The organism is Roseobacter sp. S87 (assembly GCF_055693285.1).
Genome location: NZ_JBVFTR010000004.1, coordinates 1,130,843 through 1,151,582, shown reverse-complemented (window position 1 = coordinate 1,151,582; position 20,740 = coordinate 1,130,843). Strand labels below are relative to the sequence as shown.

16 protein-coding genes, 1 tRNA gene and 2 pseudogenes are annotated in these 20,740 nt (G+C 60.5%); 5 read left to right on the top strand and 14 right to left on the bottom strand.

The features are described 5' to 3' along the window. Positions 1-97 precede the first annotated feature (97 nt). Genes ACZ1HA_RS06565 through ACZ1HA_RS06545 form a run of 5 tightly spaced genes read left to right on the top strand, consistent with a single transcriptional unit; the run spans position 98 to position 4,138 of the window. Positions 98-1,759, top strand: a complete 1,662-nt coding sequence (locus ACZ1HA_RS06565; RefSeq protein WP_472713319.1) for a dynamin family protein — start codon at positions 98-100, stop codon at positions 1,757-1,759. Then, complete coding sequence (locus ACZ1HA_RS06560) at positions 1,740-2,162, top strand: hypothetical protein (RefSeq protein WP_472713318.1); 423 nt, start codon at positions 1,740-1,742, stop codon at positions 2,160-2,162. Before ACZ1HA_RS06565 ends, ACZ1HA_RS06560 begins: the two co-directional genes overlap by 20 nt. Further along, positions 2,159-3,073 (top strand): dynamin family protein, encoded by a 915-nt coding sequence (locus ACZ1HA_RS06555; protein WP_472713317.1) that lies wholly within the window; start codon positions 2,159-2,161, stop codon positions 3,071-3,073. Before ACZ1HA_RS06560 ends, ACZ1HA_RS06555 begins: the two co-directional genes overlap by 4 nt. 1 nt (position 3,074) lies before the next feature. Then, positions 3,075-3,458, top strand: a complete 384-nt coding sequence (locus ACZ1HA_RS06550; RefSeq protein WP_472713316.1) for a hypothetical protein — start codon at positions 3,075-3,077, stop codon at positions 3,456-3,458. Further along, positions 3,458-4,138 carry a hypothetical protein gene (locus ACZ1HA_RS06545; RefSeq protein WP_472713315.1) on the top strand — a complete coding sequence of 227 codons (681 nt, stop codon included), beginning with the start codon at positions 3,458-3,460 and terminating at the stop codon, positions 4,136-4,138. Before ACZ1HA_RS06550 ends, ACZ1HA_RS06545 begins: the two co-directional genes overlap by 1 nt. On the opposite strand, the gene ACZ1HA_RS06540 is transcribed toward ACZ1HA_RS06545, so the two are convergent. From ACZ1HA_RS06540 to ACZ1HA_RS06475, 14 genes and pseudogenes are all read right to left on the bottom strand, one after another. Then, positions 4,139-7,189 (bottom strand): efflux RND transporter permease subunit, encoded by a 3,051-nt coding sequence (locus ACZ1HA_RS06540; RefSeq protein ID WP_472713314.1) that lies wholly within the window; start codon positions 7,187-7,189, stop codon positions 4,139-4,141. It abuts the gene before it with no gap. Between the two features lie 4 nt (positions 7,190-7,193). Further along, a complete protein-coding gene (locus tag ACZ1HA_RS06535; protein WP_472713313.1) occupies positions 7,194-8,438 on the bottom strand; it encodes an efflux RND transporter periplasmic adaptor subunit in 1,245 nt (414 codons plus the stop codon). Positions 8,439-8,523: 85 nt separating this feature from the next. Continuing rightward, a complete protein-coding gene (locus ACZ1HA_RS06530; protein WP_472713312.1) occupies positions 8,524-8,769 on the bottom strand; it encodes a MoaD/ThiS family protein in 246 nt (81 codons plus the stop codon). 3 nt (positions 8,770-8,772) lie between these two features. Further along, positions 8,773-11,016, bottom strand: a complete 2,244-nt coding sequence (locus tag ACZ1HA_RS06525; protein ID WP_472713311.1) for a xanthine dehydrogenase family protein molybdopterin-binding subunit — start codon at positions 11,014-11,016, stop codon at positions 8,773-8,775. Between the two features lies 1 nt (position 11,017). Beyond that, positions 11,018-11,494, bottom strand: a complete 477-nt coding sequence (locus ACZ1HA_RS06520) for a (2Fe-2S)-binding protein (RefSeq protein ID WP_472713310.1) — start codon at positions 11,492-11,494, stop codon at positions 11,018-11,020. 3 nt (positions 11,495-11,497) lie between these two features. Continuing rightward, on the bottom strand, positions 11,498-12,355 hold the full coding sequence (locus ACZ1HA_RS06515) for an FAD binding domain-containing protein (protein WP_472713309.1): 858 nt from the start codon (positions 12,353-12,355) through the stop codon (positions 11,498-11,500). Positions 12,356-12,635: 280 nt separating this feature from the next. After that, positions 12,636-13,724, bottom strand: coding sequence for a PucR family transcriptional regulator (locus tag ACZ1HA_RS06510; RefSeq protein WP_472713308.1), 1,089 nt, complete (start codon positions 13,722-13,724; stop codon positions 12,636-12,638). Continuing rightward, positions 13,721-14,982: pseudogene (locus ACZ1HA_RS06505) on the bottom strand (PucC family protein). The gene ACZ1HA_RS06510 and the pseudogene ACZ1HA_RS06505 overlap by 4 nt, the downstream one beginning before the upstream one ends. Before the next feature lie 280 nt (positions 14,983-15,262). Next, positions 15,263-15,613, bottom strand: coding sequence for a light-harvesting protein (locus tag ACZ1HA_RS06500; RefSeq protein ID WP_375227823.1), 351 nt, complete (start codon positions 15,611-15,613; stop codon positions 15,263-15,265). 12 nt (positions 15,614-15,625) lie between these two features. Further along, on the bottom strand, positions 15,626-15,781 hold the full coding sequence (locus ACZ1HA_RS06495) for a light-harvesting protein (RefSeq protein ID WP_375227824.1): 156 nt from the start codon (positions 15,779-15,781) through the stop codon (positions 15,626-15,628). A 695-nt stretch (positions 15,782-16,476) separates the two neighbouring features. Next, a tRNA-Ser gene (locus tag ACZ1HA_RS06490) sits at positions 16,477-16,566 on the bottom strand. Positions 16,567-16,635: 69 nt separating this feature from the next. After that, positions 16,636-17,355, bottom strand: coding sequence for an alanyl-tRNA editing protein (locus ACZ1HA_RS06485; protein WP_472713307.1), 720 nt, complete (start codon positions 17,353-17,355; stop codon positions 16,636-16,638). Further along, positions 17,352-19,668, bottom strand: a pseudogene (locus ACZ1HA_RS06480) (DUF3772 domain-containing protein). Before ACZ1HA_RS06480 ends, ACZ1HA_RS06485 begins: the two are co-directional and overlap by 4 nt. Beyond that, a complete protein-coding gene (locus ACZ1HA_RS06475) occupies positions 19,665-20,693 on the bottom strand; it encodes a cysteine synthase A (RefSeq protein WP_375227828.1) in 1,029 nt (342 codons plus the stop codon). The pseudogene ACZ1HA_RS06480 and the gene ACZ1HA_RS06475 overlap by 4 nt, the downstream one beginning before the upstream one ends. Positions 20,694-20,740 lie beyond the last annotated feature (47 nt).

The following is a 20,740-nucleotide window of genomic DNA, read 5'->3' as shown; positions in this document are numbered from 1 at the left end:
TGAACGCCCGGAGCTGTCCCTACAATTTGGTTCAGATACGGGAAAAATTTGACTCAACATCCGCATCAGATATCAGAATTTTTACGGGCACCGCAGTATGACCGACACGCAGCAGAATGATGATCAGCCGACCGGCTCCGGCAATGCATATGATGGGTTTCTGCCTGAAGCGCCGGACGCGATGGCCGAATTTGCCACCCGTCGCGAATGCCTGAGCGAGGCGGTACAGGAGCTCTCAGCCCTGGCCGGCACGTCGGCAAAAAAACCTATCGCGAAGCTTGAGAAGGACCTGGAGAGCTTTGAACCTGCGGTCACGTTTCTGGGTCAGGTGAAATCCGGAAAGACGACGCTGGTGAATGCCATGGCCGGATGGCCGGACCTGTTGCCCGCAGACGTGAACCCCTGGACATCCGTTGTGACCTCCGTGCACCTGCGCCCCGGACCCGAACGTGTTCCGGGCAACGCCAGGTTCCAGCTGATGAAGGAGGCTGAATGGGACCGCCTGATCCAGAAAGGCGGGCGTCTGGGTGAGCTTGCGGAACGTGCCGGCGCCGAAGATGAGCAGGAAAAAATCCGTGCCCAGGTGACCGCACTGCGCGAGAAATCGAAAAAGCGTCTGGGCCGCCGTTTCGAGCTGCTGCTGGGTCAGAAACATGATTACGACAGTTTCGATTCCGAATTGCTGGAACGGTACATCTGCCTTGGTGATGACGTGGACACGCCCGATCCTCAGGATACACAGGGGCGTTTTGCTGACATAACAAGTGCCGCTGATCTGTGGCTCGAAACACCGGTTGCCGCGCTGCCCTTTTGCCTGCGCGATACGCCCGGCGTGAACGACACGTTCATGATGCGTGAACAGGTCACGATCAACGCGGTCCGGTCCAGCAGGTTCTGTGTGGTGGTTCTGTCCGCTCATCAGGCGCTCAGTTCGGTCGATATGGGGCTCATTCGTCTGATTTCGGCAATGCCATCGCGCGACGTGCTGATTTTTGTGAACCGCTGCGACGAGCTGACTTCACCGGAAACCGAGATCCCCCAGATCGAGGAAAGCATCCGCAAGGTTCTGTCACGCAACAGCGGCCCCGAGGATGCGGCGATCCTGTTCGGAAGTGCGCTCTGGGCGCATCTTGCGCTGACAGGTGACATTACAGGCGACGACAAAGAACACATCCTCGCACAGCGAGGCACAGTACCGCCCGGCGAGGCACTTGCGGAAAGCGCATGGCAGGCTTCCGGTCTGCCGGCACTTCAGGCCGCAATCGCCGCGCAGATCGTGGGCACCACGGGCAACGCGCTGCTGCGCCGGGTTTCTTCTGATGCAGCGGCAGTAGCCAGCGGCCAGCAGGCTGCCAACAAGATCCGCATTGCGGGCGACACGCAGACCGAAAACATGACCATGCAGGAAATCCGGCGTGAATTCGACGCTCTGTGCGACCGTCATACGGACGCGCTGGCGGCGACGCTCACCACGCTGACTGACGGTTTCCGGGAGCGCGCAGACCGCGCGCATGCCGGCTTTCTGCATAATGCATCCGTGGCCCTGATCCGGCATCTCGAAAACTATGGACCGGAGCAGCCGTGGCGCTTCAGCCCGGATGGTCTGCGCAGCGAGACTGCGCTCGGCCGCATCCGTATTCGAGACACGAGCCAGAGGGGCGGCACACAAGCACTACACCGACGCTGTAACCGAGATCGCCGAGTTTTACTTCCGTGCCTTTGGCAAAGCCGTCGAGGGTGTGCGCCTTTCCGTACCTGACATACCCGACCTGCCGGCGCCTGTTGGCATTGCAGGCACCATTGCCATGGAATTCAAGGAGGGCTGGCTGACCAGCTGGTGGCGCCGCACACGCGGATACAAGGCCTTCGCCCGTCGTTTCGGAGACCTGATCTCGGCGGAAACAACAGATTTCATGGAAGGCCTGAAAACCGGACATGCTATTGACGTGACCGCGCGCCTGCAGTCCGTGCTCAAGGACCTTATGGAGCAGAACCGCGACATCCTCTACGAAATCGGAGACAGCCGCGGAGACAAGGAAGGTCTGGAAACACTTTGCCTCGGGGCGGACGAAGCCCGGAAGACGAAAGAACTGGATGCTCTGCTGGACACTTTTGAGGTGCTGGCAACTGATCCACAGGACGTAAGGCACGCCGCGCAATGACAGATGACCCGAACAACGCCCTGATGCCCGCCCCTGCCGGGCGCAAACCCCGGGTCGCACTGATGGGTGAATTCAGTGCGGGCAAAAGCACCCTGTGCAACATCCTGCTGGGACGGGCCCCCTTGCCGATGCGGGTGACCGCAACGCGCCTGCCGCCGGTCCTGATGACATACGGCACACCGGGTGCTGCTGTCATCGACATGGACGGGAAGCGTACCGAAGTGCCGCTCAATGCGCTGGACGACGTCTCTTTTGACGATACGCGCTACATCCACGTGACAATGGAAGCGGACACGCTGGCGCTTTGTGACCTGATCGACATGCCGGGGATTTCGGATCCGAACATGCCCCGCAATATGTGGGAAACAGTGGTCGGGGAAGCCGATCATGTGGTCTGGTGCACGCATGCCACGCAAGCCTGGAGACAGTCGGAGGCGGCGATCTGGGATGCTGTACGCAGCCGCACCCGGTATGAAAATCTGCTGCTGGTCACGCAGTTTGACAAGCTTCGCGCGCAAAAGGACCGGGAACGGGTACTCGCACGGATCCGCCGGGAAACTGACGGGCTGTTTGCACAGGTTTTTCCTGTGAGCCTGCTTGAGGCGCTGCATGCGGAGGAAGACGTGGATGTATGGGCGACCAGTGGTGTCGCCGCCTTCTGCGAGCATCTCATTGAGATCCTGATGCGATCAGCACCTGACATGCCCGCACTGGAAGACGGCCTGACGGAAACGGACGCCGTTTTTGCGGCCATTGAACGGGATGAAGCGATGGGCGATCCCATTGAGCCGGCAGAGCCTGAAGCCCCCGCACAGGAAGGCGTGATCCGTCCGCGCCGCGTCCGTCTGAACGCACAGAGCGCAAACCGGCGCCGTGCGGAACGGCAACAATGGTCAGGTGCGGCAGAATAGGATGAGCGCTGGCGTCCCGAAGAAAGCTCCCCGTAATGTGCTGCAGTCGTTGCACGACAGCATTCCGGACGCGCTGACCGTCCTTTTTGCAGACCTGCGCACACGCCAGCCTCTGATGAGTTCAGAAGCGTCACAGGCCGGGCAGACTGCGCTGAATGCTCTGACGGACACGATGGCGGATGGGTTCGCGCTGGCGGATGGTGCTGGGGTCAGTGCGACAGAGATGTTGCTGTTTGATGCACAGCACGTGGTGGCCGTTGTGCGCCATGGGGACAGTCTGACCGACGCTACTTGCACCGAGATGCCTGTCGCAGGCACCTGGAACATCCCCGGTGTTCTGACCGGGCTGCGGAAGGCATCCCACGCCCTTGACGAGGCGGTCTGATGAACGCGCTTTTCCCCACACCCATGCCTGAAACGGCTTCAGACGAACTGCGCGGCATGATTGTCGCCGCAGCCGGACGCCGGCAGGCAACCGAGGTTATGCCACGTGATCTGCTTTCGCGCGCACACCAGCTGTCGTGGCTGGTGGATACAACCGTGCTGCCGCGCAATTACACGGTGTCCGGCGGAGGCAAACCGGGCCTGCAGATTACGGTCGCTGACCGCATGATGGTATGGATCGGGGACGCTCCCGCGGCTCAGCAGATGCATGAGCTGATCGCGCTCCTGTCCTGTGACGGTGACATTGAAATTACCTGCACTGGTCGACCGGACGCATTTGAAGCGTCAGACGAGGGGGTATCAGCGGCAGAGATTGCAAAGGCACCAAAAAATATCGTCCCGGCGGATCAGCTACTGTTTGCTACCCTTCGGCCGCTGGCAGCCTACCAGATCACATGGGAGAATGACCGGCAGCCTCAGGCAGAAACCACCGACCCGGTGCTGGAAAGGTTCACGGAAGCCTTCCGCCAGCAAAGCCCTGATTCGGCCCCGCGGGGCATGCTGCTGAAATGCGACAATGACGCGGCCATAGTTCTCTACGGCAGCTACACGGAAGGCTTTGCCGTGACAGCGCCCTTTATTCCCGCCGCCGAAGCTCTGCGCCTCTGGCAGCAGATCTGATTATCCTGCGTCTGCCTCAGACGACGAACTGATCCGGAAAAAGATCGTATAGAGCGTCGGCACCACGATCAGTGTCAGAATCGTTGCGAAGCTGAGACCGCAGATAATCACAACCGCCAGCGACTTGAAAAACGGATCCCACAGCAACGGGATCACCCCCAGCACAGTCGTCAGAACACCCAGTGACACCGGTCTGACCCGGCTGACGGCCGCATCGACCACCGCCTGCATGCGCTCCTTGCCCTGCCCGATCTGACTGTCTGTCTCGTCGATCAGAACAATCGCGTTCTTGATCAGCATACCAGCAAGCGACAAAACACCGAGGATCGCCATGAACTCCATGGCAGTGCCTGACAGCGCCAGCCCCCAGATCACACCGATCAGCGCGAGCGGCACAGTCAGCCAGATGATAAGCGGCTGCCGGATCGCGTTAAACAGCAGCAGCACCACAATGATCATCGCACCGAACCCTAGCGGCATCGTTGATGCGAGGCCTTCGTTCGCTTCGGCACTGCTGCCGTACTCACCCTCCCAGGTCATGGTATACCCGGGTGGCAGCTCAATGGCCTCGATCGGGCCACGGACCTGCGCGAACAGATCACCAGACAGGACACCCTCGGGGTTGTCAGACTGTGCGGTGATCCCCAGCTGGCGGTCAAACCGCTGCAGGTTGCCAGCCTCATAGACCAGCCGGAATTCGTCCACCACCTGCGCCACAGGCACATAGGTGCCGGCAACCTGGCTGAAAATCTGCACATCCTGCAGGCGCGCGGCATCATCCCGCTCCGCTTCAAACGGGCGCATGATGATCGGACGCAGTTCTTCCGCCTCGCGATAGGTCCCGATGCGCGTGCCGTTCATATGCCCGTAGATCGCGGAGACAATCTCGCCCTGCGTCAGACCGAGACGTCGCGCGTTCTCGGTATTGATCACCGGGCGGATCACAGGGCGCAGCTCTCCCCAGTCGTCCTTGATGGCTATGGCGCCGTAATCCGCCATGACCTGTTTGGCCTGGGCAGCCAGATCACGCAGCACGCTCGGATCATTGCCATAGAACCGTGCTTCAATCTTGGCACCGCCGCCGGGGCCAAGCTGGAATTTCCAGACTTTGGCGTTTGCAGCCGGGTAGTTTTCGTCGATCCAGGGCTGAACTTCGCTGACCAGACCGGCGATCTGGGCGAATTCCTCAACGTCCACGAGGATCTGCGCATATGCCGAGCTGGCATCTGCAGCCTCATAGGTGAGCATAAAGCGTGTGTGACCCTGACCTATCGCTGTGTTCGTTCCGGTCACGCCCGGAAGCTCCCGGATGTGAGCAGCGATCTCCTGAACGTTGGCCTCCGTCACAGAGATGTCGGCACCTTCTGGCAGGAAATAATCCACCACGAACTGTTCGCGGGTGGAGGCCGGGAAGAAGCCCGGAGGCACCTGCGAGAACATCGCAATTGCAGACGCGAAAAGTCCGACAATAATCGCGATGGTCACCCAGCGGATGCGGATCGCCTTTTGCAGAAAGACGCGGTAGCCGCGCAGGATTATGTTCTCCCCCTTCTCCTCTGCCTTGCCCGGTTTCAGGAGCAGCGTGCAGTAATAGGGTGTCAGCCAGATCGCGATCAGCCAGGAAAAGAGCAGCGCGATGCTGACCGTCCAGAACAGGCTGCCAGCGTATTCACCGGTGTTGTCCGGCGAAAACCCAATAGGAGAGAATGCAAGGAAACCAACGATTGTACCGCCCAGCAGCGGCCATTTCGTCTGATTTACAACACCGATGGACGCATCTTCAGGGCTTTCCCCGGCCTGCACACGCACCAGTGTGCCTTCGACCACAACAATCGCATTATCCACCAGCATGCCAAGCGCAATGATCAGCGCACCCAGCGAAATACGCTGCATGTCCAGCCCGTAGAGATACATCCCCAGCAAAGTGCCCGCCACGGTGATGAGCAGGATACCCCCCATCAGAATACCCGAGCGAAGCCCCATAAAGATGAGCAGTGTCCCCACCACAATGGCCAGCGCGAGCACTACGTTCATGACGAAGTCATTCACCGATACGCGCACAGAGCTCGACTGATCCGAGATGGTTTCCACATCAATGCCGATGGGACGTTCAGAGATCAGTTCCGCCATACGCTCCTTGACCAGATCCCCCATGTTCACGACGTTGCCGCCGATGTTGTTGGAAATCCCCAGACCGATAGCAGCCCTTCCGTTCCGATAGAGCAGACTCGTCGCCGGCTCCACATACCCACGCGACACTTCCGCGATATCCGACAACCGGAAGGTCGCTCCGTTCTGCGGGTTTGCGATTACAAGATTCTCAATCGCCTCGATGGAATCGACCGCAGCAGGGGCGCGCACCGTCAGCCGGGCCGGTCCCGCCTGAACCGAACCGCCGGGTGCGACGAGGTTCTGCCCTTCAAGCAGGCTGGCGATCTGTGAAGGCGCCAGGCCCAGTTCAATGAGCCGCGCGGGCGCGTATTCGACGTAGATGACCTCTTCCTGAACCCCGCTGAGCACGACCTTGGACACACCATCAACAGTCACCAGTTCGCGCTGCAGGTCCTTGCCGTATTCATAGAGTTCACTGAGCGTATAATCGTCACCCACGATTGCAAAATAGAGCGCGTATACGTCGCCAAAGTCGTCATAGACGATGCTTCCCTGCGCATTGGGTGGCAGGTCCCCCTGAATGTCGCTGATCTTGGCCCGCATCTGGGTGAACTTCTGCGCCAGCTGATCACGCGTCTTGGTCGATGCGATTGTAAACTCGATCTTGACGGTACTGCGCCCGGGCGAGGAAACAGAGGTGACCTCATCCACACCAGAGAGCTGCTGCAGCGCGTTCTCAACCACCTCGGTGACTTCACCCGCCACTTCTTCGGCACTGGCGCCGGGGTATGGCGTGATGATCTGCGCCTGCCGGATAATGAATTCCGGGTCCTCGAAACGCGGCAGAGCGGTATAGGCGAAATATCCACCCAGCAGGATGAGCAGTGTGGCAAGCGCTGAAATCAGGCGCTTTTCAATTGCGAAACGGGCGAGATCCATCTGCTTATTCCCCGATCCGGGATACCGGCCGGATCACCGCCCCCTCCCGCAGGTAGGACACACCTGCGGTGACGATTGTCTCGCCGGCCTCCAGACCGTCGATCACATCCACGCTGTCTGCGATCACATCACCCAGGGTCACAGGGCGGGCACTGACAGACTGATCCCCGCTGTCGACGATCCAGACGAAAGTGCTCGCATCCGTGTCTGTCCCGACCGCGGAGAAGGGAATCTGGATCGACGCCGCGACATCCTCGTCGGTGGAAACGATCACGGTGCCGACCATACCGGGGAAAACCTGCGCCCCCTCAGGCACGGTGATGCCCACACGTGCGCGATATGTCTGGGTACCCTGATCGGCCTGGGTGGAGAATTCCACCAGTTCGGACGGGATTTTCTGCCCCGGACGCGCCTCCAGCAGAACCTCGGACTGCACATTCTCCCGCGCGCTCCAGATCAGCACATCAGGGCCCGGCACATCAAAGGCCAGATCGACTGTGTCCAGCGCCTGCAGCAGGACAACACTCTGTCCTGCGGAAACGTTTGTGAAATTGTCGATGTCACGACGCGCGACGATGCCATCAAACGGCGCTCGCAGCGTGGCATCATCCAGATTGTCGCGCGCGTTGCGCAACTGACTGTCGAGACCGCGGATAACGGCTTCTGCCGCGGCAATGTCCTCTTCCCGGCCGCCCGCGCGGCCGATGGCCAGCTGTTCCAGCGACGCCTGCAGGGCCGCGCGCGCGACCTGGGCCGCCGCATCATCCTGTTCCAGCCGGGCCTCGGATACGACGCCGCTTTCGGCAAGCTGACGCGTCCTCTCCAGCTGGTCCTGCGCCTGATCGACCTGCGCCTGCGCCGCGGACACGTCGGCTTCCAGGGCTGCAATCTCTTCGGATCTGGCACCACTACGCAGGATCTGAAGCTGTGCAACCGCCTGATCCCGCTGGCTTTCCAGCTGCGCGACGGTTTCTTCAAAGGCGCGCTGGTCAAGTTTTGCGATCACATCGCCACGCTCAACATTAGTCGCACCCCTGACGGGCAGTTCGATGACCTCACCGGATACCTTGAAAGACAGAACCGCTTCCTGAGAAGGCTTCACAATCGCCGGATACCGGCGTTCGATCACGCGTGCGCTTTCCTCGACCGTGATGACCTTAGCAGGCCTTGGCGGTTGCCCTGGGGCTTCCTGCGCGAACGCCGTCGCCGTCCAGAGTACAGTCAGCATAGGAATCAGCGCGAATTTCATAAGAGCCCCCTGTCGTTACACAAGGAATAGCCCGTGGTCCGTTGTTTTGACAGCAAAACCTGCGGTTGCTGTCACACCGGCGTGGTCACCCGCCCACCATGTAAGGCATCAGGACAACTTCGCTGTCCTCATCCACCTTTGTGAACCATGCATCTCGGTAAATCACACCGTCCAGCGCAAAGGAAACGCCCCGCCTGATCTGTGGTTTCAGGCCGGGGTGTTTCTCTTCAAGCTGGTCGAGGATCTGGCGGAAATTCCGCGCATCCACTTCAACGTATTCCTGGCCGTCAGCCAGGCTGCGCAGTGAGCCCCAGAGCTTCACGCGCACCATGGCTCAGCCTCTGTCCCCCAGCGCCTTGAGCAGGCGCGGCGGCGACATCGGCAGGTCCGTCAGACGCACACCTGTTGCGCGGGAAACGGCATTTCCCAGGGCCGCCAGCGGCGGCACAATCGGCGTCTCCCCCACACCGCGGACACCGTACGGGTGCCCCGGGTTCGGGATTTCAAGGATGACCGTTTCGATGGGCGGCAGATCGGAAGCCACAGGAATGCGATAATCCAGGAACCCCGGGTTCTGCAGACGCCCATCATCACCATAGATGTACTCTTCGTTGAGCGCCCATCCGATGCCCTGAACTGCACCGCCCTGCATCTGGCCTTCGACGTAGTCAGGGTGCACGGCTTTGCCGGCGTCCTGGAAAATCGTGTAGCGCAGTACTTTGGTGGTGCCTGTTTCAGGGTCCACCTCTGTGTCCACCAGATGCACGCCAAAGCTGACTCCGGCACCATCCGCGTTGATCTCATGGTGGCCCGCAATAGGTCCGCCGGTGTTGTCCGCCACGGCTGCGATCTCGGCAATACTCATCGGCTCGAAATCACCCGCGTTCGGGCCTGAGGGACGCGCATATCCATCTTCCCAGACGACCGCTTCCTCATCGATGTCCCAGATTTTCGCCACCCGGGCACACATCTCGCGTATCGCGGCACGTGCTGCTTCGATGGTCGCGAGGCCAACCGCAAAAGTGACGCGGCTGCCATCGGTGACGTCATTGAAACCCAGCGAATTGGTGTCAGTGATCACCGTACGCACTTTTTCGTACGGGATGCCCAGTTCCTCGGCCGCCATCATCGAGATAGACGCGCGAGAGCCACCGATGTCGGGGTTGCCCTCGACCACACCGACGGTGCCGTCCGGGTTGATATTCAGAGATACACAAGTGTTGCCCCCGAAATTGAACCAGAACCCGCAGGACAGCCCCCTGCCCTGGTTTTCACCCAGCGGAGCAGTGTAATGCGGGTGCGCTTTGGCCGCTTCCAGCGTGGCCACCAGGCCGATCTCGTTGAAGGTGGGGCCATAGGACGACAGCGTCCCCTTGCGTGCGGCATTCAGCAGGCGCGTGTCCAGCGGATCAAGACCCAGCTCCTGGCAGAGCTCGTCCACGACACTCTCCACCGCGTAAATGGCCATCGGCGCGCCGGGCGCCCGGTATGCCACCTCTTTCGGGCGGTTGGTCATGACGTTCCAGCCAAGGGTCTGAACGGCTTCAAGGTCGTAAGCGGCAAAAGCTGACTGCGCCCCGAATTCGACGGTGCCGCAGGGGTACGCTCCGCCCTGATAGCGCAGCTTTGCCTGTGCCGCCGTGATCCGGCCATCCTTTGTCATGCCGATTTTGACGTCAGAAGACGAGGAAACCGTCGGCCCCGTCGCTCGGAACACTTCCTCGCGGGTCATGACGATTTTCACCGGACGCCCCGCCTTGCGCGACAGCGCCAGCGCCACCGGTTCGATGAAAACCGTTGTCTTACCACCGAATCCGCCGCCGATTTCGGAGGCCGTGACGCGCAGCTGGCTGGCATCCATGCCCATCAGGGCCGAACAGATGCTGCGCACGTTGTACTGGCCCTGCGTACAGCACCACAGATCACCCCGTCCGTCCGGCCCCATCGAGGCCAGACAGGCATGCGGTTCTATGTATCCCTGGTGCGTCGCTGCCGTGGTGAAACTGCGCTCGATCACCACATCAGCTTTCGCGAAACCGGCCTCAAGATCCCCGTGCCCGAACTCGAAATGGCTGGTCACGTTTTCCGAAAATCCAGCGCCCACGGTTTCATCCGCCCGTCCGCTGTGAACGACCGGCGCGTCCGGTTTCATCGCAGCATCCACGTCGGTGACATGAGGCAGCACTTCGTATTCCACGCGAATGAGGCGGATCGCTTCACGTGCCGTGGGCTTGTCTACCGCCGCAACAGCCGCGACTGCGTGTCCGTCGTAGAGCGCTTTGTCACCCGCCAGACAATTGTCGGATATATCGGCCAGCCCCTCGTCATCCGGGTGCACGAGATCGGCTCCGGTGACCACCGCTTTCACACCTTTCAGCGCCTCAGCGGCACTGGTGTCAATGGAGACAATCCGGGCATGGGCGTGCGGGCTGCGCAGGATGCGTCCGAACAGCATGCCCGGTGCGGTCATATCCGCCCCGTACAGTGCTTTGCCGGTGACTTTTTCGATCCCGTCGGGCCGCTCAACACGCTGGCCTACGACCCGGAACTGGCGCTCACGTCCTGCATCAAATGCCATCTTATGCGCTCCTCATCTCTTCAGCTGCGACCTGTACAGCTTTGATAATCTTGTCATATCCGGTGCACCGACACAGGTTACCCGCCAGCCAGTAGCGGATTTCAGTCTCGGTCGGATCGGGGTTTTTCTCCAGCAGCGCTTTGGCTGCCACCAGAATGCCCGGCGTGCAGACCCCACACTGAAGGGCCGCTTTCTCGATGAACACGCGCTGCAGCACATGCAGGTTATCGCCGTCCGCCATACCTTCAATCGTGCCGATTTCGGCGCCCTCGGCCTCGGCCCCCAGCATCAGGCAGGAACAGACCAGCCGCCCGTTTAAGGTCACACTGCAGGCGCCGCAATCACCAGTGCCGCAGCCTTCCTTTGCACCGGTCAGCATCAGCCTGTCGCGCAGCACATCCAGCAGTGTTTCATCAGGTGCGCAGACAAACTCAGTTTCATCACCGTTGATCGTGGTGGATACATGTATCTTTTTCATGACTTACCCCAGCGCCCTTTCATAAGCGATCCGTGCTGCGCGCTGCGCCAGAACGCCCGCTGTGCTTGTGCGGAACGCAACGGTGCCGCGTTTGTCATCAATCGGACTGCACACAGCCTCCACGGCCGTTCTCAGTGCAGCCATTGCGTTGTCATCCAGGGTTGACCCTGTGATCGCATCACCTGCTGCCTCTGCCAGGCGCACGGTGGGCGCGACAGCACCAACTGCTACGCGCGCGACAGTGATCACGCCTTCCGCATCAACAGTCACACTGACACCAGCCGAGGCCACGGCGATGTCCATCTCCGTCCGCGGAATGAACCGCAGGTATGCATCGGCAGACCGCTCCGGTCGCGCCGGCAAAAACACCGATGTGATGATGTCGCCGGGCGCAAGGTTGGTCCGGCCGGGCCCTTTCGGGATATCATGCACCGGGATATCACGCGCGCCGGACGCGCCATGCACCCTGACAGTAGCATCAGCGGCAAAGAGCGCAGGCACGCTGTCAGCAGCAGGCGACCCATTGCAGAGGTTACCGATCATGGTTGCACGCCCCTGCACCTGTGTAGATCCGATCAGATCGAGAGCCTCGGCAACGCCGGGCCAGAGAGCACAAACACCCTCATGCTCGTTCAGCTGCGCGCCTGACACTGCCGCACCGATGCGGAAGCCACCTGCCTCAGCCTGAATGTCGCGCATGCCCGCGAGATGCTTGAGATCAACGATCAGGTCCGGCTCCACAACCTCTGACTTCATCTGCACAAGCACATCGGTGCCTCCGGCCAGAATGCGGGTCACGCCGGCCTCAGCGGCCAGCATCGCGGAAGCCTGATCGAGGCTTTCCGGTCTCTCATATCTCATAGCTGCAATCCTGTTGTCTTTCGGATGATGGCTTTGGGTGAAGCAGGCAGGTACCGCAGTGTCCCCGCCGCCCGACTGTTGTGGCCAACATGGCGCGTCATCACAGGATTGGCAACGCCGGGAGCGGCATTTCACGGCGCAAACTGACGCATCCGGCAAACTGGCAGTTGGAACACAGAACAGACCGGCAGGTATCGCCGACAGCTCCGCGCCCTGCCCGGGACACGAAAAAGGGCGCCGCACATTCTGCGACGCCCCGGAATGCCATCAGCCTGTGAGGCTATGTTTTGGTATGCGGGAAAATAAAGTTGGCCATGTATTTATGCCCCGGCACCAGGTGATCAATCGGGAACTTCGCATAGTGCTTGTGCCCCGGCACGATATGACCAAAGGGGAATTTAGCCATAAATTTATGGCCCGGCACCAGCAGACCGAACGGGAACCGGCCGTAACGGCGCTTGTGCGACACAAGAAAGCCGAACGGGAAGCGACCATACCGCTTTTCATGCGGCACAAGGTGATCGAACGGGAATTTGGCCTGATATTTGTGACCCGGGATCAGCGCGTTGCCGCCCTGCTTGCCGTTGATCAGCAGCGGGAACGGCCAGCTCGCCATGCGCCTGCCGCTCCTGATAAGGAAGTCGAACGGGAACCGGCCGTACCGCTTGCCATGCGGCACGAGGAACCCGAACGGGAAACGGCCATACCGCTTGCTGTGCGGCACAAGGAACCCGAACGGGAAACGCCCGAAGCGCCGGTTATGCGGCACCAGGTGACCGAACGGGAATTTGGCCTGGAACCGGTGCCCTGGGACCAGGTAATCGAACGGAAACCGCCCATAGCGCTTGTTGCCGGGCAACAGCAGGTCAATGGGCCAGTTCGCCATCCGCTGATGCGGCTCAAACACCATCTCTTTAAAGGGTTTACGACGGCTGATCAGGCCGATCGGCCAGTCCGCCATGTGGTGTGATGTGCTATAAGGGTCGCGCCGGCGCAGCAGAAAGTGACGGTGATCGCGCAGAATGCTTTTGGTCGGCGGGCGGGTGTCCGGAACCAGTGCTTCCTCAACGAGGTCGCCCATATCGGTGGCCCCCATCTGCGCCATGATGGTGCGTGCAATCTTGGCCACACCAAGAGGCTTGTAGCCTGCCAGCACCATAATCACCGCGCCACCGCCGGACATCTTTTTCTCGTAGGCACGCGCAGTGTCTTCCGGGATCTGCAAGCCCGTCAGCGCGTCGACCAGCCCCTCGGACTGCTCAAACATACGCAGGATGCGCTGTGGGAACCTCTCTCTGTGCACAAGCTCGTGCCAGGCATCGCGTGCCTTTGATGCGCTGTCGAAATATCGCGTGATTACCGTCGTCATGGTGCCTCCACCGGGTTGGTTTGCGGGGTGCTGACGGGATGCAGGGCCTTTGCGCGGGTCAGCCTTACAGTCAGCGGGATGGCCACAAAGATGGCCAGAGCGAGAAATGCGATCTCTGTCGTGAATACAAAATTGTAGGGCGCATGCGCCGGAAGTCCCGAAAATTGCGGCAGTGCCACAAGAATGTCCCGGGTCACACCGGCCAGCGCCACACCGATCCCGGCACAGGTAGCCTGAACAGCGCCCCATGCGCCGATCGACAGCCCGGCCTCATCAGGGGCGCGCTGCGGATGGTTGCCGTCAGTGTCCCGTGCCCGAAAAGGCCGGCGCCAAGTCCCGTCGCCAGGACACCGGCGACAAACAGCGCGGGCCCGCCCACGGCCGATGACAGAATAATCGCGGCAAAGCCCGGAATGCCGGTTGCGGCCCCGACAGACGCGAGCCGGACGGCAGACCCACCGCGGCCGAGCTGCCGGGATGCAATGCCAAAGCCGGCCAGCGTGCCACCCGCGAAAATCGCGGTCAGCTGCGTGGTCTGAGCGACTGAAAACCCGAGCGCCTGCCCGCCATAGGGTTCGAGCAGGACATCCGCCATACCGAAACCAAAAGTGCCAAGCCCGATAACCGTCAGCAGGCGCGTCGTTCCGGGCCGGCTCACAAGCTCACGCCAGGCATCAGCGAATTCACGTTTCGGCGCCGTTGCCATCGCCTGGGCCCGTGCCCGGTTGCGGCTTTCCTGTTTCCACAAGGCAACGAGATTGAGAGCAACAGTAACCACAGCGGACCCCTGGATCACCTGGATCAGCCGGCCGGGTGTGTAGTCCGCCAGCAATGCGCCATAAATCAGCGCGCTGATCACCATGCCAAAGAGCAGCATGACATACATCAGACCAACCACTTTCGGGTGGTCTTTTTCCTTTACCAGATCGGTGGCAAGTGCGAGGCCAACAGTCTGAACCATGTGCAGACCAGCGCCTACCAGCAGAAAGGCCAGCGCAGCCGAAGTCAGACCAACCCAACGGGGCGCATCAACCGCTTCTCCGTAGCCGGAGAGCACCAGAAGGGCAAAGGGCATCACGGCAAAGCCGCCAAACTGATACATGGTCCCCTTCCAGATATAGGGAACCCTGCGCCACCCCAGAGCGGACCGGTGCGTGTCTGACCGGAAACCGATCAGGGTACGGAAAGGGGCGAAAAGCAATGGCAGGGCCAGCATACCAGCCACCAGCGACGCAGGTACGGCCAGTTCCACGATCATCACACGGTTCAGCGTGCCGACCAGAAGCACAAGCGCCATACCGACAGTGATCTGAAAAAGCGACAGGCGCAGCAACCGTGACAGCGGGACCTCATCGGTCGCAACATCCGCAAACGGCAGATAGCGCGGCGCAATGGACGCGATCCTGCTCAGGGTGAAACTGCGAAAATTCATCATCTGTTACCCGCGCATCCGGCGCCTGGACCGTGTCACTGACGGAACGGCCTCAGGACTCCGGAGGAAGTGCCCACGGGCGCGGACGCCCGGGGCAAAGAACCGCCTAGTCGGTGGCGGTCACTGTTGGTGGAGCAGCCGATGCGAGGACCTCATTGGTCTGCAGAACCGCCCGCGCAACAGTACCATCCGGCAGGACGACTGTTACTTCCTTCGAACCGTCTGCACGGTCCGTCACATAGGACGCTTTTGCTACATCAGCTTCCGGAGCAATTGTCGTGGCCGCAGCCATTTCATCGCCGGTTCCGAGGGGTTGACCGGACAGGAAGTCCGAAACCCAAGATGTGTTGCTGAGCACGGCGACATGGACTGCAAAAGAGCCCACTGCAACTGCACCAAGAAACACCGGCACCCCTACAGCCGGGGGTACCACAAGCCACATTTTTGCATTGTTCATAACGTGTTCTCCCTAGCCGAGCCAGGGCGTCGAGAACGCCACAAGAATGTGAGCAAGAAGCGCGATGCCACCGAATACACGGGTACCATCGATGAGGTAGCTGTGAACCTCTTCCGCTTCTTTCAGGTTCAGGCCGGTTGGCCAGACCTTTTCTGGATCGTCGGACATATCCGATCTCCTCCATAGTTGAATTGGGGAGCGCGAAAACGACCGTGCGGAGAAAAGTACGGCCACGCCCACACACCCACAACAGCGCTGCTGAACAACACGGTTGATCCTGAAAGTATGTCAATACTGATTGACAGTGTAAACAGTAAACTATTGTTGACACTTTTGGATGCCGGCTTAGCAAAGAAATTGAAGCCCCTAATCAACGGGTTACCGGGCAAACTTCCCGCTTTTTCAAGTGCCGGGGTGGGTATTGTCGCCGAAACTGACACTGCTATAGCACCTGCAAAAGTCGGATTTGCTTATTTATCTGACCGATCCTACGCGCAAAACGCATGCCAGAGAGAGTCGGACCGTCAGCGGCAAAAGGCGGCTGCGAAACCCCGAAAACGCAACCGGACTCTGCCATTGGGCGGTCATGCGGACCCGGTTGCCTTGTTTTCGGATCAGAATTGCCAGCCTCAGCGTGCCGGATGTCTTCGGTTCAGACGGAAATTATCTGATCACTGACAAGGCACTACTCGTGTCAGCACATGCACAGATCGTTTTGTGATCCGTTCAAAGCGCAGCCGAACAACGGTTGCGATGAATACGGCAGAAGAAAAGACAGCCGTTGATCGAATGAATGTCCCTGCATTCGGGTGCGCCGGTCAGCGGTAGCCAGCTTAAGGCTGGTTGTCATCGCAGGGGTCTAGTGGCGGAGCGACAGGGATTCGAACCCTGGAGACGGTCTCCCGCCTACACACTTTCCAGGCGTGCGCCTTCGACCACTCGGCCACCGCTCCGTTGGCGCGGTTTAGCGCGCCCGCACCCTGATATGCAAGAGGCAAATTCAGACAATCCGTCTGCCCGGATCAGTTGTCCAGATGCAGATAAACCCGCCGGTTCATCCGGCCCTTCTTTTCAGTTTTGCCAAGGCGTACGCGACCGATTTCCCCCAGTCTTGCCACATGGGTGCCACCACAGGGCTGCAGGTCAACTGGCGCATCCGCCTCACCGATCCGGATCAGCCGGATCCGGCCGGACCCGCGCGGCGGTCTGACGGTCAGTGTTTTGACCAGATCGGGCTGCGCATCCAGTTCCGCCTCTGTGATCCAGTCCTCTGAAACGGCAGCATCGCCCGCGATCATTTCATTGATCGCATCCGCGATGGCTTCCTTGTCCTGCGGCGGCTCAGCCATGTCAAAATCAAGCCTCCCCCTGTCCGCACTGATCGACCCACCGGTCACCCCGAAAGGAATGGCCACCGACATGAGATGCAACGCTGTGTGCACGCGCATGTGGCCAAACCGCTTGTCCCAGTCGAGACGCATAGTCACTGTGGCCCCCACTGGCGGCAGGCTCTCACCTTCCTGCGGGACGAGCACGATGTCCTCACCCTCTCCCTTTACAGTGGTAGCAACGGTGCATGAGCCACCCGGCCACTCCAGCCATCCACTGTCTCCGGGCTGCCCACCACCGGTGGGGTAGAAAACGCTGGCATCCACTAAAATGCCGCCCTGTTCAGTATGTGCCATGACCACCGCACTGGCTTCGCGCAGATACGGATCGTCGCGAAACAGCATTCGGGTCATGATTTGTCCTCTTTCAGCGCCTCTGGATTGCGCAGCCAGACGTCGCGCTGCGCGAACGGAATCTCAATATCTTCTTCGCTGAACCGCTTGGCGATCTCATGGTTGATGTCGTTCTGCACGCTCAGGATCCAGTTCACATCCCGCAGGATCACCCGGATCTCAAAATCCAGCAGAATCCGCACCGAACCCGGAAAACACGATATTCGGCGGCGGATTGTTCAGCACCATGGGCTGGGCTTCGGCGATCTCGCGCAGGATTTTGTCCACACGCCTGGTATCTGTGCCATAGGCCACGCCGACACGCACAATCAGGCGGCCCACCGTATTGCCACGCGTGTAATTGGTGACCGTCCCTGAAATGAGATCAGAGTTCGGGACAATTACGTCGGTCCGGTCAAAGGTTTCGATGCGTGTTGCGCGCACAGAGATATCGCGGACATACCCCATCTGACCGCCAACCTCGATCCAGTCCCCTTCGGAAATCGGGCGTTCCACCAGCAAAATGATACCCGAAACAAAGTTGTTCACGATATTCTGGAGGCCGAACCCGATGCCCACGGACAGGGCACCAGCGACGATAGCAAAGGCCGACAGATCGATCCCCGCCCCGGTGATCGCCAGCAGCGCTGCCAGAAAAATACCTACGTACCCGACGCCGGAGACGAGCGCATTCTGACCGCCGATATCCAGCCGCGTCTTGGGCAGAACGTTCTGGCGCAGCGTGTTCTGTATGACGCGCGTCAGGCCGTAGCCCAGGGCGAAAATCACGGCAAACTTCAGGAAATCCCCGGGCGACACCCGTGTGCCGCCGATGTCAAAGCCGAGCAGAAAGAGCGTCCAGAGCTCGGTCAGGTCGGTGACACGGGCGCCCCAAACCAGTGCCAGCAGAGGCAGCGCCGCCACCACAAGCAGGAACCCGGCAAAGATCGCAACAAGACCGTCACGCGCCTCTGGCCCCTGACGCGTCAGAAGACCGTACACATCTGCGAAAAACCGCTGGAGCACCATCACCAGGCCGAGGATCAGCAGGCTGAGAACAGTCGGGTAAAGCAGCGCGTTTCCGGCCTCAGCATAGCCCGCAGCAGCCATCACGGGAGAGGTTACGGCCACAAGGATCATACCCGTGCCAGCCGCGCGCAGCACACGCGCAACGCCGGTGCCACGCGCCTGTTCCTCGACGTCCGGGTCAACGGCAACGTAATAGCTCCGCAGCATCAGCCCCATCAGGAACAGCACAATGGCCATCAGCACGACGATGGGGAAAGCGGCGATTGCGATAGAGGCCGGAGCCGCCTGTTCCAGGCTGAAAATCAGCCCGAAGAATCCTCGGGTCACAAACAACAGCGACAACAGCAGCATGTAGAACCGCGCGCGGGCGCGGCTGTCGTCCGACAGCTGGATCAGCGCATCCTCTTCGTGTCGCGAGAAGAGCCGTTCGGCAAGCCAGCGGAACCCAAGCAACAGCGCGCCCCAGAGCGGTATCAGTTCCAGCAACTGATCCGTACGGCTCCCCGCGAGCCCGGTCAGACGGATCGCATGGGTCAGCAGCAACAGCCCGGTGAGCGGCAGAATGATCCGAAACAGGGAGACCAGAAAGCTCCAGACGCCGGACCCGCGTCCGCCCCACTGGCGCAGCCATCCCAGCACCCTGCCCGCCCGGGGCCTGCCCCGGACGATAAGGGTGAGCGCCACGGCGAGCAGAAACACCACAAGCGGCAGGCGGTCGCGCATCTGCGAGAGCCGGACCGGATCGCCCAGAGCGCTCATCTCGTCCCGCATATCCTTCCAGACACGCGCGATATCCTGAGCCGCAATGGGCCAGTGCAGCGGGTTCAGAGGGGATGGCCCGAGTGAAAGGAGCCGGCGCGCCTGCCTTTCCCGGATGATCGTATCGATTTCTCCCACCAGCCCATTGGCGCGGCTGAATGCCTCATCCGCCACGCGTACCGGCGCCAGAAGTGTTTCAAGCTGGGCATTCAGCTCCGCGCGGCGTGCAGCAAGGTCTTCCGGTTCCTCACCGCTCTCAGGCACCGGCCCCAGTGCCCCGATCTGGGCCTGAAGGGTCTGGATCCGCTCTGCATTGGCGCTCTGCCGGGTGGCAAATTCACTGCGGAACTCGACGATGCGTGCACGCAGTTCCTCGAATTCCTCGTTGCTGTCCTGGGCTGCGGTGACCCGTTCCTCAGCCCGGGCGGCAAATTCGTCCCAGAACGGATACAGCGGATTTTCATCGCCGTCCGGTTGCTGAGCCGCGCTGATCCCGGACCAGACAACAAACAGAAGTGCCAGACATATGCGGAAAACCCGCGTCATGCGTCCTCGAAAACGACGGGAATATCGGCAGCTTCGCGGTCCAGCCATTCCGGCACCGGCAGGTCCTTGCTGCGCAGGAAGTCAGGATTGAAAAGTTTGGACTGATAGCGGGTGCCGTAGTCACACAGGATGGTCACAATGGTATGGCCAGGCCCCATTTCGCGCGCCAGGCGCATGGCTCCGGCGATGTTGATGCCAGAGGAGCCACCAAGACAAAGCCCTTCGTTCTGCAGCAGATCAAAAACAACCGGCAGCGCTTCGGCATCAGGGACCTTGTAGACCACATCCGGCGTGAACCCCTCCAGGTTGGCCGTGATCCGGCCCTGCCCGATGCCTTCGGTGATTGAGTTTCCGCCGGCCTGTTCGCCGGTATAAAGTTTGTAAAGTCCCGAACCTTCGGGATCAGAAAGGCCAACCTTCACGCCTTTTGGCTGCAGCGCTTCGCCCACGCCGGCCAGCGTGCCGCCCGACCCGACAGCACAGATGAAACCATCCACTTTGCCGTCGGTCTGAGCCCAGATTTCCGGACCGGTCGTTTCAACATGCGCCTGGCGGTTTGCAACATTGTCGAACTGATTTGCCCAGATCGCGCCGTTCGGATCGGACTGGGCCAACCTTTCGGCGAGCCGGCCGGAGTATTTCACGTAATTGTTGGGGTTGGCATAGGGCACGGCGGGCACCTGAATGAGTTCGGCCCCTGCCAGCCGCAGCATATCCTTTTTCTCTTCGCTCTGGGTCTCCGGGATCACGATGACTGTCCTGAAGCCCATCGACGCCCCCACAAGTGCCAGACCGATGCCGGTATTGCCCGCAGTTCCCTCAACGATGGTCCCGCCCGGGCGCAAGGTGCCTTTGGCGATGGCGTCCCGGATAATGAACAGTGCCGCGCGGTCTTTGACCGACTGACCGGGGTTCATGAATTCAGCCTTCCCGAGGATTTCACATCCTGTGGCCTCGCTGGCCTGTTTCAGCCGGATCAGCGGTGTATTTCCGATGGCCTGCGCCAGATCCTTCACGACTTGCATGGATGTGTCCCTTTTCACTGCCTGACCGATACCTAGCCCTGCAGACC

What these genes read in the sequence shown, in the direction of transcription:
- ACZ1HA_RS06540 (WP_472713314.1), bottom strand. Translation starts at nt 7,189, where the DNA reads ATGGATCTCGCCCGTTTCGCAATTGAAAAGCGCCTGATTTCAGCGCTT.
- ACZ1HA_RS06565 (WP_472713319.1), top strand. Translation starts at nt 98, where the DNA reads ATGACCGACACGCAGCAGAATGATGATCAGCCGACCGGCTCCGGCAAT.
- ACZ1HA_RS06510 (WP_472713308.1), bottom strand. Translation starts at nt 13,724, where the DNA reads ATGACGACGGTAATCACGCGATATTTCGACAGCGCATCAAAGGCACGC.
- ACZ1HA_RS06485 (WP_472713307.1), bottom strand. Translation starts at nt 17,355, where the DNA reads ATGACCCGAATGCTGTTTCGCGACGATCCGTATCTGCGCGAAGCCAGT.
- ACZ1HA_RS06535 (WP_472713313.1), bottom strand. Translation starts at nt 8,438, where the DNA reads ATGAAATTCGCGCTGATTCCTATGCTGACTGTACTCTGGACGGCGACG.
- ACZ1HA_RS06520 (WP_472713310.1), bottom strand. Translation starts at nt 11,494, where the DNA reads ATGAAAAAGATACATGTATCCACCACGATCAACGGTGATGAAACTGAG.
- ACZ1HA_RS06555 (WP_472713317.1), top strand. Translation starts at nt 2,159, where the DNA reads ATGACAGATGACCCGAACAACGCCCTGATGCCCGCCCCTGCCGGGCGC.
- ACZ1HA_RS06545 (WP_472713315.1), top strand. Translation starts at nt 3,458, where the DNA reads ATGAACGCGCTTTTCCCCACACCCATGCCTGAAACGGCTTCAGACGAA.
- ACZ1HA_RS06475 (WP_375227828.1), bottom strand. Translation starts at nt 20,693, where the DNA reads ATGCAAGTCGTGAAGGATCTGGCGCAGGCCATCGGAAATACACCGCTG.
- ACZ1HA_RS06495 (WP_375227824.1), bottom strand. Translation starts at nt 15,781, where the DNA reads ATGTCCGACGATCCAGAAAAGGTCTGGCCAACCGGCCTGAACCTGAAA.
- ACZ1HA_RS06500 (WP_375227823.1), bottom strand. Translation starts at nt 15,613, where the DNA reads ATGAACAATGCAAAAATGTGGCTTGTGGTACCCCCGGCTGTAGGGGTG.
- ACZ1HA_RS06550 (WP_472713316.1), top strand. Translation starts at nt 3,075, where the DNA reads ATGAGCGCTGGCGTCCCGAAGAAAGCTCCCCGTAATGTGCTGCAGTCG.
- ACZ1HA_RS06525 (WP_472713311.1), bottom strand. Translation starts at nt 11,016, where the DNA reads ATGGCATTTGATGCAGGACGTGAGCGCCAGTTCCGGGTCGTAGGCCAG.
- ACZ1HA_RS06515 (WP_472713309.1), bottom strand. Translation starts at nt 12,355, where the DNA reads ATGAGATATGAGAGACCGGAAAGCCTCGATCAGGCTTCCGCGATGCTG.
- ACZ1HA_RS06530 (WP_472713312.1), bottom strand. Translation starts at nt 8,769, where the DNA reads ATGGTGCGCGTGAAGCTCTGGGGCTCACTGCGCAGCCTGGCTGACGGC.